Genomic DNA, 15,278 nt, shown 5'->3' with positions numbered 1-15,278 from the left:
CTGTTGCTACTTTAGGTAATCACAACAGTATCAGAGTATAGAATTACTCTTTGTGCTTTTGGATTCATTAGAATTTGCTACTCTATTTTATTTAAATTTGACTACTAAAATAAAAGTGATATGTTTCTAAAAAACCAAAACAAATATATAAGAATATTTAATAAGTTGTTAAAAAATGGAAGTATTAATTCCACAATAATAATTTTCATAATTTAGTATTCAGTTCTCGTAAAATTTCTAGTGAATACCGGGTTTGATACAATTGGTGTTTCATGCAAACATTTATTTATGGTTTTTGAAAATCAATTCGAATTAAATGGTATTGATTTGGGTGATAAGTTTAATTATTGGAATATGTATCCAAAGAATGATAAAGAAAAAGTGGTGACTGTAAAATAGTTAATTAATAAAAATCCGAATGAAAAAATGGGTCAGTTTACTACATTAAAAATCCGAGACTGGATACTTTTTGAAGTAGAAGGACAAAGTAATCGGCCTTACCCATTAAAAATTAGATATTCACCCGTGAAAAGTTATGAGTTTGTTTATGCGATTGGGTGGGGCGCAATTGGCGGCATAAAATATTTGAGGATGATGTTTGAAAAATAGAAGAGTAAGTATAAACAGTTTACTAACTAATTTATTCTAACAAAAAGTTATTTTATTAGTATTGCAAAAAAACAGCTAAAAATGAGTAGAAAATATATGAGTAGTAAGAAAAATTGTATCCTTTTAATCCTTTTGCTATTGTGTAAAATTGGATTATCACAAGTTACTGGCGACCTAACATTATATCGGACAGATTATAAAGATGTTTCGGGTAACAATACTGTTTCCGTTACTAGTTATGAAAAAAATGGGAAGCAATATGTATATGCCGGAGGCATAGGAGATATTGATGTGTTTAGTCTTAATGCGCAGGGCAAATTAACTTTTGTAGCAAAGCAAGAACTGTATAAAAAGAAAGGCCCTGCACGAGGAATGGTGGCCGACAATATTAATGGAACTGATTTTTTATTTGTGGCCAACAAGCATGGAGATGCTGTTGAAGTGTTCAAAATATTGAATAATGGAGCTCTGAAACAGGTTTTTATGATACATGATACCGAAGATATTTTCATTGGTACTGGTATTACATTGCAGGTAGTTCATATGAAAAATGCTTCCTATCTTTTTGTGGGAGGTTTAGAGGAAAATCCGGGTTTAAGTTGTTTTAGAATTCATCAGGATGGAAAACTTACCCATGTTCAATCCATGAAAGACAATAACAAGATACATACCGATGGCATAATTGGTATGTTTGTTCATAAAATAGATGGCAAGACCTTTTTGTTTACAGGTGGATTTCAGGATAATGGAATAAGCAGTTTTAGAGTCTATGAGAATGGGAAATTTAAAAATATTAACAATATAAGCGATAATACTACCGATAGGTTTTTAACTGGTGCATATCCGGTAACAGGTGTAAGCTTGGGAGGTAATTATTATGTAATTGTTGGACATAGACATCATAAATATTATAAGAGAGGCGGTTTTATTAAGAATCCCGATTTTGTATATCATGGAGATGCGGTGAGTGTTTTTAAGGTAAATAAAAAAGGAGAGCTACTGCCTCATTCGGTTTTGAAGGATAATGAGTTCACAAAACTGCAAGGACAAACAAGAATTGAAATTGTTTCGGTAAACAACAAGGAAGCTATATTGGCAGTCGGCACACGAGATGATGCTAGTATACAGTTGTGTAAATTGAATGAGCAAGGGATATTGAGCCCTGTTAATTATTTAGAAACAGGATTTCCTGTGTATTATGGCTTGAGGTCGCTTAAAATTGATGATGATAATTTTCTTGTTGCGGGTTCTATCCAGTGGGGCCTAAGAAAAATTGTGGCTTATAAGCTTGGTTTAAACAAACCAGATACTTCTGGTAAAGTACTAAGACATTTTTTTGGTTTTAGATTTAAAAAGAATGCTGACCCAGAAAAGATTAATGAGGTTTTACATTTGTTCGAAAACCTAGAACATAAAATTCCCGAAATAAGTAAATTGGAATGGGGGATAAATAACAGTATGGAAGGTTTTAGTAAAGGCTTTAAATATTGTTTTACATTGACTTTTAATGATGTGCATGCTCGGGAAATATACATTTTTCACAAAGCACATTTGGCTATTGAGAAAAAAATAAAGCCTTTATTAGATGATGTTGTTGTGCTCGATTATTGGACAGATAAGTAATCCCTAAACTTGTCGGATCATTTTTTTACAAACCATGCTATATCCTTTATCTGGTAAGCCTTTCCTGAATTTACAAATCTCAAAACAGGCTCTCCAAACTTTTTGGAAAGGCAAACAGGGGCACGGATGCTATCTCCAAACTTTTTGAAAAGACAAACAGAGGCGCGGATACTGTCTCCAAACTTTTTGGAAAGGCAAACAGAGGCACGGATGCTGTCTCCAAACTTTTTGGAATAATAAAAGGAGGCACGGATGCTGTCTCCAAATATTTTATAAAGGCAAAAGGAGGCACGGATGTTACCTTCAAACTTTTTGGAAAGACAGAAAGAGAAGCCTGTTTTCAATAAATTCTATAATTTTTTTAGTGCATCATCTGTAAGTGGTTCCTAAAATTTAACTTGTATTTATTTCATATTGTCATACTAGAAAATCTGGGTATGCTTAATAAAAATTAGTTCTGATTATCAGTATTTAGTGGCTTTATGCTCCTTGTATTTTCACTTGGTGAAAAAACACATATAATTATTATGCCTTTACTATCAAAAATCATATATTTATTATTCTGTTAATAAGTAATTAGAGTATTAATCATTAAAATTTGATAGTATGTTTGAAAAAATGATTTTTAGTTTGTTGCGTGTCAATGAATTATTGGGATACTGTAACGAAATTAAAACCTTTCTAAGCTCGCTGGATTTAGAGGCATTGCCCATAAAAAATGCAGCAGTAAAATTAAGTGTAAAGGTTGAGGAGGCCCTGGCGGCTTCGAATCGTAAGCGTTCGAGTGAGTATACCGAATGGTTAAAAGAAAAAGATCGTAATCGTGATAATTCATTTCTTGCCTTCCGTGGATTAATGGAGGCCTTTACCTATCGCAAGGAGGAAGATTTAGTTGTGGCTGCCAAAAAAATTATTCTCATTATTAAAGGTCACGGATGGACTTTACAAAGTGGTGGTAAAAAAGTGCAATCGGCAAAAATGGCTAGTTTAATTAAGGAGATGAGTTCGGAAGAGAATCAAGCTTTACTCACACTATTAACAGCCAATGTTTGGTATCAAAATATGGTGGAGGACAATGCCGCTTATGATGCCTTGCTGGAAGAGAAGTCGAATATTAATAAGAACCAAACGGTTTACGATATGAGTACTATTTACAAGGATTTGCAAACAGCTTGTGAAGAATTATTTGAGGGAGTTGAAGTATTGAATAGGATTAGTCCGGATGCTACTTACACTCAGATTGCTACTTTTAGTAACGATTGTACGCAAAGGTATTTGGCAGCTGCACGTACTCGAAAAACCAAAAATTCTATAGTCGATGAAACAGAAGTGGAATAAAAAACTGAGGCTCCTAACATTCTCTAGCTAACCTGCGAAAGTTTAAAATGGGAATTGAGGACCTCAGTTTACTAGCAAAAATAACATCATTTTGTTAGTATTTTACGACTCTTCGAATTTTTAAATAAAACCAATCTATTTGTAACAGATATCCTCCTTGTAATAAGGGGGATTTTTTTAAGAAATCAACACCAATATATAACGTAATGATTCTCCACACCATTCGCATATTCTTTTTATTTGTAAATTACTACTCATAGTTTCGCCAATTTTAGTCTACTCACGTATATTGCAGTCAATGATAGTCTAAACATACACTATCTCGCAGGGGATATATTTACAGTCTTATCAAAGAAAGTTAAAGAAATTGATGAGATAAATTTGAGGAGTTATGCCTTAAATACGAGTGCATTTAGAAGTGATTTTATTGTGAATTACCTAGATGAGATTTTAGATGTAGTTGTTTAGAGATGTGATGTATCCTGCTTGAATAGAAACTGAATCGGGTAATAAACCCAACGTTACATTGTATTTGCTCTAATGAAAGGTAAAATGGCATGATAATCTATTGAGATTGCTAGAAGATATCTATTTTATTTAAGATTTAGGAAAGGTACTTTTATAAATGCAAGCATTTAATATCTTTGCACAAACTATAGTTTGTGCATTTATATACATAATTAAAATGAAAAATATCCTTCCCACCTTATCGTATGAAATATTGAAAATAGCGAATCGCGAAATACCAAGGTCTATTTTTCTAAACGAAATTTCGAGTTTACTTATCGACTCGTTAAAGTTTACAGAACTAACGCTTTTATTTCACAAGCGGGAAAATGATTCGGAGTTCGAATTTGTACATTGCTCTAAAGATAGTTTTGAATACAAAATCATAAGTTTAAATGACTTATTTCAACAGCTACCCGAAGACGAAACTACAATGCTTTGGGAACCAATATTGACGAATAATTTTGATTCTACCTCCACTTTTTTTACTGAAAAAGGAACATTTTGGACGATAGATTTTAACAATTTTTCCATTCCTTATCGTAGGAAATTGGGCTTAGTTGAAAATAATGAGCTTCTGAAACCAGAGAATAGTTGTTCCCTTTTAATTATCCCATTTTTATATGGAAATGAAAGAATAGGGCTTGTGCAATTTAAAAATATGAAGCGTGAGTTATTTTCAGGTTTAGGCACTAAATTATTCGAAGAATTTGCTCAAACTTTAAGTGCTATTCTTATTAATCAGCATACACAAGCACTTTTACAAGAACGAGTGAAGGAGTTGGCTTTCTTGTACGAGATGTCGAATATAACGAAGCAAAGTTCAATTTCACTGAAGGATAGTATACATCAGATTATAAAACTCATACCACCTGCTTGGCAATATCCAGAAATAACTCAGGCCCGAATTACAGTTAATGGCATCGACTATTCAAACGCTCCTATAACTAATTGTGAGCATAAACTTGAAGCTGATATTATTGTTGAAAAAGAAAAATGCGGAGTGGTAGAAGTTATTTATACTGAAAAATGCCCAGAAATGAACGAGGGCCCCTTTTTTACGGAAGAAAGAAGTTTACTTAATAATATTGCAGCAGAATTGGCAATTATTATTAGTAAAAAGAGCAAATAAAATAGTTAGAGAGGCTAAATCGAGAACAAAAATTATTGGTACTTTCCGAATAGCTGATAGTAATGATTGATAATGTTAAAAGAAGTAAGGTTCTGTTCATCTAATTGGAGTTCAGTCACTGATCGTAAAAACAATTAACAGTTTTGTTCACTATCTCCTTTGAAATCGAGTTCGGTTAGTCTTCATTTCATTGTGAATTTCCGCCATAAGATCCCCTTATCGTGCAAGTTTCAACTTGCACTTCGTGTAAACAGTAAAATACAAAGCAAAATATAAGCCTACTTACAGTAAAATGTGAGTAGGCTTTGTTTTTATAGGGCATCAATATTTTTAATTTTTATCGATTTAATGAATCCATCAACTACGGAAAGGATATGTACTTTGTCTTCCTTATTCATTTTTTGAATCTCATATAGTCGTTTAAGCATGTCGAGATCTTTGAAAAAATCTATTCTAGATAGAATCAAAAAAATAAAGATCAAAATATAAATGCTACGGTACTTTGTACCTTGATTCACCGAATGTATCAATTTTCTACAAATACTACGGTGCTCCACACCTGAAACTTTAATTTTGTGCTAATGACTAACTGCTAAATTTTAGAGGTATTACTTTCCGATACAGAAAGTAATTTATCTCTTAAATGCTATTCTATAGAAGATTTGGAAACAAAATAGCAACAATTTTTAATTAACAAGTGAAGTTTGGTAATTAGCATAGGAAGAGAGTCTATTAGATTAATGAAAGCAGTTGTAAATTGTCTTTACGTTTTCAATTGGGAGTATCTTATGAGTTAGTAATTAATATACTTACATTATTTGGGAGAAATTACTGGCGATATTATGACCGATATAAATCTACCTTAATTGATAAGATGATATGTTAGGTGGAAAGTATTATAGGTTCTGATATGAAAATCATCATAAAAAAAACCGCTGCAGACTTGCAACGGTTAAAAAAAGTGATTAAAGTTCAGTTTAAGCAACGGCAATTGATCCAACATACTTGCTGTTAGAATTTTCGTCACCATTAAAAGTTGTGAATGAAATAAACCCATCTACATCATCTCCAGACCAGGAGTCTGGAACAACTAATGTATGTCTGCCAATCATTCTTGTTGCTGTTGATAATGAATAAACAACTTCATTTTTCGTTTTGTTGTAAGCTAATAAATAAGCTTTATCAGTCATATTAGCATTACCCGCATCTGAGTTGTTATCCCAGGTAAATTCAATTCTTCCGGCTACAGTTGAACTGGCAGCACCATTTAAAGCACTTGCTAATCCACCACGACTGATTAATGAATTTGCATAATCAATCTCATAGTCAGGATACGTACCTGCAACAGCATTTTTAAGATTGTATGACATAGCGTTATTAAACTCTGTCATTTGATTTGCATACCCCTTGAAACTAACCTTTATGAAGTCTTTCATTGGTTGTAAAAATTTCAAGACAGTTGAGAACTTCGATCTTTGATCCAATTGTCCTTCTGTTTTAGGATTTGCTACACTTGCAGGTTTTATTCTCATATAATCAATGCCTTTCCAGTTACCACCAATTACATTACCTACTTTTCCGCTGAATCCACCAAGGATTCCTTGATTAATTTTTCCCATTTGTATGAATATTTAATGAAACAATATGATTTACATTCGAACTTGGTACGGACTTGGTACGTCTAGAACCATGCTTTTGTGTACGTCAAATAATATATGACAAATGCTATGCAAATGGCAATTTTACAGGGTGTTTGCATCAGTTTTCAGCATCTTGCATAGTGTGAATTCATCCAATGATATGAACCGACGTCTTGTCAGATAGATTGATGTGCTATTATTGGGTAGAGAAATTCGATCAGGGTTTTTCTTCTTATCTGTTAAACATCCAAAAAATGACCGATGAGCGTGGGCTGTGTCAAGGTTTTTGACAGATTTTTTTATTCTGCTAGATTTCAAAATGCGATATCAAAAAATCTGTTAAAACAGGAGGCTTGACCTTGACTTGTGGAAAGTGAAGGGAATGACCAGGCGTGATGGAAAGATCATTTTCATGCTAACAAGGAAATATCTTTGTTTATCAGGAAAGAAGAAATTGAAGTTAAAAGTATAAAGGAAAAAGTTTCAATGGGCATAATTAGCAGATAACTGTTTATTAATATAATTCAGATTAACTATCAATTCATATTATTTTTTGTTTTTAATGCGTAGCGTTAAAAATGGGTGGTGGTGGGGTTGTTGGTGGTGATAGGTGTCGTGCCTTAAGGGATGCGAGCCGCCCGCGAGTGGGAGGGTGTGACTGACAAGTAAAATAGGTTGAAAACCTGTGATTGGCAGTCAGCAGTTTTTGGCGGTTTTTTTGAAGCAGGGATGGCTGTTGCCGGGGGAAGTTTAGTTTGGAAAATGATTTATTTAGTTTTGGAATTGGTGTGGGTTAATAAATCATTAGGGTTGGAGAAACTTTACCCGGGTGTGTAGGGAAAGGGCTTGACTTGCAGGAGAAATTATGCGAGTGAGTGACACTTTAGTTTATTTATTATAGATTGTTGAATGGATTTGTAGTTGGTTAATTGTGACTGGTGAAAGCATAATTTTTACAAGAGGCAAGTACTGCCCGTGGCCGCTCAAAAAAGATGACAAAAACTGATAGCACCCGACCTAGCAGGCGAGCCTAAAGTGAGCAATGGAGGCTTTTTGCCTGGTGGTTTTTTGTCTATTTGTGTTGCTGATTTTAGAGTTATTAGTACTGCTGCATTGAAATGGTGAAGATTGAAGTACAGACCACGAGGCAGGGAAGCCGGGAATTGCTGTGAACGACGAGTGGTTGAGCGCAAAAAGTGTGACAGGGTTGCTTTAGCAACTTTAGGTGACAAATGCCTGTTGACCGTGTAGCTAAAAAATTGATGCAGACAGCTAGTTTGAAAAACAAGCGGAACGGGCACCAGGATTTTGGAAACCCCTGGCGGACTTTTTGCCGATGCCCGAGGAGAGAACGCCTTATTTCCAAACAAAACAGATCATATTATATAAATGATTGTGTAATATTAAGTTTTATTAAAAAATAATTTATTTGATGATTTTAATGATTTATACTAATTTAGATAAGCGCTAATTCATCTACTATTTAAGTGTTTTTTAAGATCATTATTTCTAAACCACTTTTTTAATATTGCATGATTTGTATGTGATTCGAAAATCCAACTATTAACCAATAAGTTCACTAAGTACAATGATACGTATTTTTATTATTGATGATCATCAGGAAGATATTGATGAATTGAAATTGTTATTATTGAATTATGCAAATATTGAGATTGTTGGAGAAGCAATCGATCCAATACTTGGTATCCGGGAAATAATTTATAAAAAACCTGATTTGGTTTTTCTTAATGTGGAAATGCCAAGTATGAATGGTTTTGAAATACTTAACGAGTTAATTAAGCTACCAATAGAATGCCCGAAGGTGGTGTTCATAACACCATTTGATAATTATGCCATAGAAGCACTTCATAGTAATGCAGTTGATTATTTGCTAAAACCTGTTGATGCAGATGATTTGTCAGTTGCAATACAACGTTATATTAGTATTCAGAAAAATGGAAGAAAGATTGATGAAATAAAAACATTAATCCATAAGTTTCATAAAAATAATAGAGTGTTGTTACCATCCATTACAGGCTTTAAGCATATAAAATTGAAAGATGTACTCTATTTTGTTAAAGATTATTCATCACCAAATCATGTTCAAGTCTATTATGACCAAGATAATTGCGAAGTAATTGCCGGATGTTGTTCTCTAAAACGAATTCTTGAATTATTACCATCTGATGATTTTTTACAGGTAGATCGGCAGACAATTATTAATCTTGATTATCTATCTGACATAGAAGTTAAATCCCGAAAATGTTTTCTCGTTAAAAATGATAAGCAATTTGAAATTTCAATATCAAGAGGTAGGTTGAGAAATTTTATGCAAGATGTTTTCGTTAAATAGGAACCTACTAAAAAATAAAATTCTACATTATCTTTTCCAATAACATTGAGAAATGAATTAATAACGACTTACGTCACGATACGTCTTAATAATTCCATTCCCCACCCAATTTTTACCTATCGGATTACAATATCCACCATTCGAATGTTGCCAGGAAGAAACACTTTTTTATTAATGTAAATGAATCTGTAACTTACTGTTTAGATAATCATTTAAAGGGTAAAATCATGGGAACACTTAATGAAAATTACAAGACAGTTATTTTTGATATATATTATTTATTGGTAAAGAAGTTACGATTTCCACTATTAACGATCATGTTCTCCATTTTATTTTATAGTTGTGACGATTCTAATAATAATGAAGACAACGAATTGAAATATGACGTCAATTGTAAAATCACTTCACCTAGTGAAGGTACTATTTTAAATGTTAATGAAACAATAGTCATAAAGACCTCTGCGGAATGTGAAGAAGATCCAATAATGGAACTTCAACTCTATATTGATAACATAGCGAATAAATCAAATTCTTCTTTTCCTTATGATTTTGAGTGGACCCCTTCAAGTGAAGATATTGGTACGCATATATTAAAGGTAAAAGCTTTAAATATAAATGGGGATCATGCAGAAGATGAAGTTAGTATTTCTGTAGATCAAAATTGTGGAGTTGATGAATCGGAATACGGATCTTTCATAGATTCAAGAGATAATAAACGTTACAAAACTATCAAGATAGGAAATCAAGAATGGATGGCTGAGAATTTAGCTTATATGCCTTATATATCTGCAACAGGAAATGGAGGTATAAGAGTTTATAATTTTAACGGTTCAGATGTTACTGAAGCAAAAAAACATGAAAACTATATCAAATATGGGTGTTTGTATGATTGGTTTGTCGCTCAAACCATATCCCCTGAAGGGTGGAGATTGCCCTTAAAAAGTGACTATGACGAACTAATAAGTTTCCTTGGTAATTCAGGTGTTGCAGGTGGTCATTTAAAAGATATATGTAGTCAATTATGGGTTGATCCAAATATCGCTGATAATTCAAGCGGATTCTTAGCCCTTCCAGGAGGGGGATTTTCGACAAATTCGGTATATTTTGATTTAGGATTAGAAGCAAGGTTTTGGTCTTCACATAATATATCTTCAAATTTGGCATGGTATTTACGGATTCATAATAATACAGCTCAATGTTATTTTATAAATGAATATAAAAAATATTGCTTCTCAGTGAGATGTATAAAAGAATAGCCTTTTCGTCGTGTGAAGAATGAATTATAACAATACTAAAATGAAAATAAGATATTTAATCAGAACTGCTATGCTGTTTGCAATGGTTGTAGGATTTTTTTCTTGCCATGAAGAATCAGATCCTAGTGATGAACAAAAAGAGTTTACAATTAATGAAGAAGTATTTATTCCGTTAGAAGTTGAACTGAAAAAATTTGATACAAGTATAGAACTTTCATGTATGAGTGTAAATCAAACTATTTTCATTACCACCAATGATACACTTTCAGGAATTTATGCTTTATCAGATTATATTACTGACCCCCAAGGCGTGTTATTAAAAAGTAATCCTGATTTGAAAGCAGTTTTAGTTTATACTAATGAAATTCAGTCTTACACTAGTTCAAGTGGTAGTTTTGAGATGGATATTTTGGAAAATGGGGATTTTATAGGAACATTTAATGCAATTGTAGTTGATGATTATGGCAAGGAAATAGAGATATCAAATGGGTCATTTTCCATAGAGGTAGCATTAGTTGAAGACTGTACATCTACTAGTAATATACAATCAGGAACAGTTACTGATATTGATGGAAATATCTACAGAACAGTTAAAATTGGAACCCAATGGTGGATGGCCGAGAATTTAAAAGTGACACATTATGCCAATGGAACTTCAATTCCATACGTGACAGATAAAACGGTTTGGGATAATTTAATTGATAATAATAGTGCTAAAGCTTATTGTTATTATAATAACAATGTAAATACAGCTTATGGAGCTCTTTATACTTTTGCTGCTGCTGTAAATGGTAGCCCTCATAATGGAACTGATCATGTCCAAGGTGTAGCACCTGAAGGTTGGCATATTCCTAGCGATGAAGAATGGAAAGTTCTTGAGATGCACTTGGGAATGAGTGCTATAGATGCAAATAAAGACGGAGTTGATCGCGGTGCTGACGAAGGAGATAAGTTAAAAACAATATACGGATGGGATGAAAATGGTAACGGAAGTGATGATTTTGGTTTTTCAGCTTTGCCAGGAGGTGGACGATTTGATTATGGTTCATTTTACTTTCCTAATCGATACTGTCATTTTTGGACTAGTACAGAGTCATCTTCAGGTTCAGGGGCAGAATATCGATATATATATTATAAAAGGTCAACAGTTACTCGATATACAGGACCTAAATCGAATGGTTTTTCCGTGCGATGTGTGAAAGATGATTAATTGCAACTATTATAAAGATGTTACATGAAACTACGACAATATTTAGTATTTATAATTCTCTGCACTGCATCTTCTGTTTATGCACAGAAGAGTTATGTATGGGCACCAACTGAACAAACGCTTGAGCCAAGAACAGATATACTGGTAGGAGAGAAAGTTGATTTGGTTGTATTTAACGATAGTGAATATAGTACTGGGAGTAAACTTTATTGTACAAACCAAGATGTGTCGAATTCACTTATAAATATGTTGAAAAGGGCCTATCCATTAGCTTCAATGGAAGTAATTCCTTTTGAGCAATACAATGGAGATGAAACTTCAAACCTTATTTGTATCATGATTGGCATAGCTGTATATGAAGCAAACCCTGGTCCGTTCTTATCTGGTGTTTGGAATGGGAATACAGCTTATTTTGCAAATGTGAGTGATTACAGGAAAGAAAATGTTGTATCCAAGGATAAAAACATTACGAAAGTTGAAACACTTCCTAATACTTATGGAACTAAAACAGCAAAAAAATGTTTAAATAGTTGTTATCACCAAGCTAATGAGGAGTTGCTAGAATTTATTGATGAGTCTTTAGGCAGAAATAGATCGCAAGCTAATCAGGTTGAAAATAGTCAGGCAATTGAGGAATCAGATATCTACCAAAAGGAAAAAGTTACCAGAGACCCATGGCGTTCGTTTATGAACAATCCTAAGTTAGCGGAAAAATATCCTCCTATAGGTATTCCGCAACAATTACATCGTAATTTAATTCAAAGAATGAATAGCCAAAGTAAGTTAAATGTTGTGCAACAAAATTTTCCGCCTAGTACAGTTTCTGCTCAACAGGTTGTTGGGCGACCGCCTACTGACGGCTGGGATATAGGTATGTGGTTATTAAAAGTAGATTTTGCAAACGAGGATAGAGGTTGGCGAACAAAAAATGGACTTTTCTTAAGGCAAAATATTATTACTCTTTGGGAGATTATGGGAGAGGAGAAAATGAAGTATTCACAGCTTAGAAACAGAGCTTATAATTCGTCAAAACGAATAAGGACAAGTGTATCGAAACATAGGCAAGTGATGTTTGAAAGAAGTCGAGCTTCGCAGGAGTATGGTAATTATGTATCCGAAATGTATTCCGGGGATTTTGTGAAAGCAGCAGATCATTATAATGAATATGCATATCATAAAGAAGAGATAAAAAAGATGGAGGAAAGTCGAAAAAAACTTTCTCAATATCATTCTGATTATGAAATGGATAACTATGAGATGTCTTATCAGTTTAGATTAGATAATTCGGTGCCATTTAGTAGTACTGAACTTCAAGTTATTCGTTTAATTAGTGAGAGTGGTTATGTACCTCAAGAAGTATGGAGTGATTTTCGTGGCTCTTTAAACTCAGAGCAAAAACAACAATTGGGGATACGGTAAATATAATTATAAATACATTTTGAGTTAGTGTCTAATTGAATATAACAATGTGAAATACTGTAAATTAATATATGAAATATATACTAGAATTTGTTATACCTCAGATGAGATCCATCCAGAGTTTAGGTATGGTCAAGGAGAATTGCAAGAAATTTTACATATAGAGTATCAGAATGTATTAGGTAAAGGTATATTTATTAATAAAATTTAAAATGGAAGTTATGAAAATCAAATTAGTTCTTGTGATACTTCTATTGGGGAGTACCTTAAATTTTACCAATTGTAGTAAAGATGAAGATGTGGATGTGAAAAATACACCTCCATCTTCAGCAGAATTAATATATCCTGCTGATAATGCTACTGAGCTGGATCTTAGTCTCTCTTTGGATTGGGCAGAAAGTACCGATCTTGATAGTGATGATATATTTTATGATGTTTACTTATCAGAAATAGAAACTGAGCTTGAGGATAAATTAATTGCTGCAGATCTTAAAACAACTTCGTGTGAATTGAATGAATTGGAATATTTTACAAGTTATTATTGGAAAGTAGTTGCAAAAGATGAAAATGACTTGGAAAGTTCAAGCACGATATTTTCTTTTACAACAAAGGATAAGTCCAACACAGTACCAACTGTTCCTATTTTAACATTGCCAACAGATAAGTCAACAGATGTGGCACTTGATTTAAGTTTAATATGGGAGGAAAGTACCGATGCCGATGGAGATAAAATTACTTACACTGTTTATTTAGGTGAATCTGATAATTTGTCAGAAAATGAATTAATAGCATCAGATGTAAACACGCTAAACTACAAACCTGAAGGTTTAGAATATTCGAAGAATTATTATTGGAAAGTTATTGCTAAAGATACCAAAGGAGCAAGTTCATCTAGCTCTGTATTTAGTTTTACTACATCAGCTAATTCTAGTCCCTCAACTGATATTGAAATGATAACCGTACAAGGCGGCACCTTTCAAATGGGATTTAACTATGGCGACAGTGATGAACAGCCCATACATACAGTTACGATCAGCAGTTTCGAGATTGGAAAATATGAGGTGACTCAAGCTCAGTGGGAGAGTGTAATGGGTAGTAATCCTTCGTACCATAAGGGTGATAACTTGCCTGTTGAACGAGTCAGCTGGAATACTATTCAAACTTTTATTTCCAAATTAAACGAACAAACAGGGCTAGAGTACCGATTACCAACCGAAGCTGAATGGGAATTTGCTGCTCGAGGAGGTAATTCATCAAATGATAATAGCTATGCAGGTAGTAATACTGTGGAGGATGTGGCTTGGTATGATAACAACTCAGACGGCAAAACTCATGATATTGGTACAAAACAAGCTAATGAATTGGGAATTTACGATATGAGTGGTAATGTGTACGAGTGGTGTTCTGACTGGTATTATGAAAGTTATGGAAGTGATGCAGTAACTAACCCTACAGGTCCTACATCTGGCTCTTCCCGTGTTAGTCGGGGTGGCGGTTGGCACGCAGCCGGTGGCTACTGTCATGTTGCTAATCGCGCTCCCTTCGATCCGAGTGAAAAGGGGAATGCTTTAGGCTTACGCCTTGCCCTTAGTTTATAGCGGATTATTCATTCCTTTATATGAGCAAATGTGAGAGTAACTTTATTAGTTCATATCATATAAAATCTATACAGCTTATTCATCGGTTAAATGAGTAAGCTGTTTTGTAATTTAGCTTTCGAATAAGATTGTTACTCCAAGTTGATTTAATAGGGCCAGTAGATTTTGTTATTTAATTTGTTTGAGGAATTTTTCATGAATTCGTTCATATCAAGAGATAGGAATTCTTTTTTTGTACAATTTTCTAAGTAGTCATCAAATAAATCATGAATGTCTTGTTTGTAGAACAAAACATTAGCAGAATAACAAAGATCATAATCGAAATTAATTATATTTTTTATGTCTTTCTGCCAATTTTTATGGGATGGATCTATTCCATCCTGCTGCAAAACCTGATCACGAAATTGATCAGGTGAGGTGCACATCTACCCAGTTGACTGTTTTTGCGCCAATCAGGATGATCTTGATCTAAAGATTCGACAATTTTTTTATATAGTTCTGTATTAATGTGTTTTGCATATAATTTACTGGCTATTTTACTTGTTTTTAATAGCTCAACCTGATGTGTATTTTTGGCTTCTAGTATCATTTTT

10 protein-coding genes are annotated in these 15,278 nt (G+C 33.4%); 8 read left to right on the top strand and 2 right to left on the bottom strand.

The features are described from left to right. The first annotated feature begins 690 nt into the window (after positions 1 to 690). The 3 genes from ACT3CE_RS14595 (at position 691) to ACT3CE_RS14585 (ending at position 5,209) form a co-directional block, all read left to right on the top strand. Positions 691 to 2,232: a Dabb family protein gene (locus tag ACT3CE_RS14595; RefSeq protein ID WP_444710505.1), complete on the top strand. Its 1,542-nt coding sequence runs from the start codon at positions 691 to 693 to the stop codon at positions 2,230 to 2,232. A gap of 606 nt (positions 2,233 to 2,838) precedes the next feature. Beyond that, a complete protein-coding gene (locus ACT3CE_RS14590; protein ID WP_444710504.1) occupies positions 2,839 to 3,570 on the top strand; it encodes a DUF6261 family protein in 732 nt (243 codons plus the stop codon). Between the two features lie 685 nt (positions 3,571 to 4,255). Next, positions 4,256 to 5,209: a hypothetical protein gene (locus ACT3CE_RS14585; protein ID WP_444710503.1), complete on the top strand. Its 954-nt coding sequence runs from the start codon at positions 4,256 to 4,258 to the stop codon at positions 5,207 to 5,209. A 977-nt stretch (positions 5,210 to 6,186) separates the two neighbouring features. Here the strand turns inward: ACT3CE_RS14585 and ACT3CE_RS14580 are convergent. Beyond that, positions 6,187 to 6,828 carry a DUF6266 family protein gene (locus ACT3CE_RS14580; protein WP_444710502.1) on the bottom strand — a complete coding sequence of 214 codons (642 nt, stop codon included), beginning with the start codon at positions 6,826 to 6,828 and terminating at the stop codon, positions 6,187 to 6,189. 1,609 nt (positions 6,829 to 8,437) lie between these two features. Here ACT3CE_RS14580 and ACT3CE_RS14575 point away from each other — a divergent pair. The 5 genes from ACT3CE_RS14575 to ACT3CE_RS14555 all read left to right on the top strand — a co-directional run bounded on the left by ACT3CE_RS14575 (position 8,438) and on the right by ACT3CE_RS14555 (position 14,685). Next, positions 8,438 to 9,202, top strand: coding sequence for a LytR/AlgR family response regulator transcription factor (locus tag ACT3CE_RS14575; RefSeq protein WP_444710501.1), 765 nt, complete (start codon positions 8,438 to 8,440; stop codon positions 9,200 to 9,202). A 227-nt stretch (positions 9,203 to 9,429) separates the two neighbouring features. Next, positions 9,430 to 10,458, top strand: a complete 1,029-nt coding sequence (locus tag ACT3CE_RS14570; RefSeq protein ID WP_444710500.1) for an FISUMP domain-containing protein — start codon at positions 9,430 to 9,432, stop codon at positions 10,456 to 10,458. A 40-nt stretch (positions 10,459 to 10,498) separates the two neighbouring features. Further along, entirely contained in the window at positions 10,499 to 11,668 is a 1,170-nt protein-coding gene (locus ACT3CE_RS14565; protein ID WP_444710499.1) for an FISUMP domain-containing protein, read from the top strand. A gap of 24 nt (positions 11,669 to 11,692) precedes the next feature. Further along, the gene (locus ACT3CE_RS14560; RefSeq protein WP_444710498.1) at positions 11,693 to 13,087 is read left to right on the top strand and encodes a hypothetical protein; all 1,395 of its coding nucleotides are present in this window, start codon (positions 11,693 to 11,695) and stop codon (positions 13,085 to 13,087) included. Between the two features lie 221 nt (positions 13,088 to 13,308). After that, on the top strand, positions 13,309 to 14,685 hold the full coding sequence (locus ACT3CE_RS14555) for an SUMF1/EgtB/PvdO family nonheme iron enzyme (protein WP_444710497.1): 1,377 nt from the start codon (positions 13,309 to 13,311) through the stop codon (positions 14,683 to 14,685). Between the two features lie 370 nt (positions 14,686 to 15,055). Here the strand turns inward: ACT3CE_RS14555 and ACT3CE_RS14550 are convergent, their stop codons facing one another. Then, positions 15,056 to 15,274 carry a hypothetical protein gene (locus ACT3CE_RS14550; RefSeq protein ID WP_444710496.1) on the bottom strand — a complete coding sequence of 73 codons (219 nt, stop codon included), beginning with the start codon at positions 15,272 to 15,274 and terminating at the stop codon, positions 15,056 to 15,058. Positions 15,275 to 15,278 lie beyond the last annotated feature (4 nt).

Source organism: Marinifilum sp. RC60d5 (genome assembly GCF_052400665.1).
Lineage (GTDB): Bacteria > Bacteroidota > Bacteroidia > Bacteroidales > Marinifilaceae > JBQTGK01.
This window is presented reverse-complemented; position numbering and strand designations above follow the sequence as displayed.

Bases quoted from the DNA above. Each gene is read 5' to 3' on its own strand.
- ACT3CE_RS14595 (WP_444710505.1), top strand. From the start codon at position 691: ATGAGTAGAAAATATATGAGTAGTAAGAAAAATTGTATCCTTTTAATC.
- ACT3CE_RS14590 (WP_444710504.1), top strand. From the start codon at position 2,839: ATGTTTGAAAAAATGATTTTTAGTTTGTTGCGTGTCAATGAATTATTG.
- ACT3CE_RS14585 (WP_444710503.1), top strand. From the start codon at position 4,256: ATGAAAAATATCCTTCCCACCTTATCGTATGAAATATTGAAAATAGCG.
- ACT3CE_RS14580 (WP_444710502.1), bottom strand. From the start codon at position 6,828: ATGGGAAAAATTAATCAAGGAATCCTTGGTGGATTCAGCGGAAAAGTA.
- ACT3CE_RS14575 (WP_444710501.1), top strand. From the start codon at position 8,438: ATGATACGTATTTTTATTATTGATGATCATCAGGAAGATATTGATGAA.
- ACT3CE_RS14570 (WP_444710500.1), top strand. From the start codon at position 9,430: ATGGGAACACTTAATGAAAATTACAAGACAGTTATTTTTGATATATAT.
- ACT3CE_RS14565 (WP_444710499.1), top strand. From the start codon at position 10,499: ATGAAAATAAGATATTTAATCAGAACTGCTATGCTGTTTGCAATGGTT.
- ACT3CE_RS14560 (WP_444710498.1), top strand. From the start codon at position 11,693: ATGAAACTACGACAATATTTAGTATTTATAATTCTCTGCACTGCATCT.
- ACT3CE_RS14555 (WP_444710497.1), top strand. From the start codon at position 13,309: ATGAAAATCAAATTAGTTCTTGTGATACTTCTATTGGGGAGTACCTTA.
- ACT3CE_RS14550 (WP_444710496.1), bottom strand. From the start codon at position 15,274: ATGATACTAGAAGCCAAAAATACACATCAGGTTGAGCTATTAAAAACA.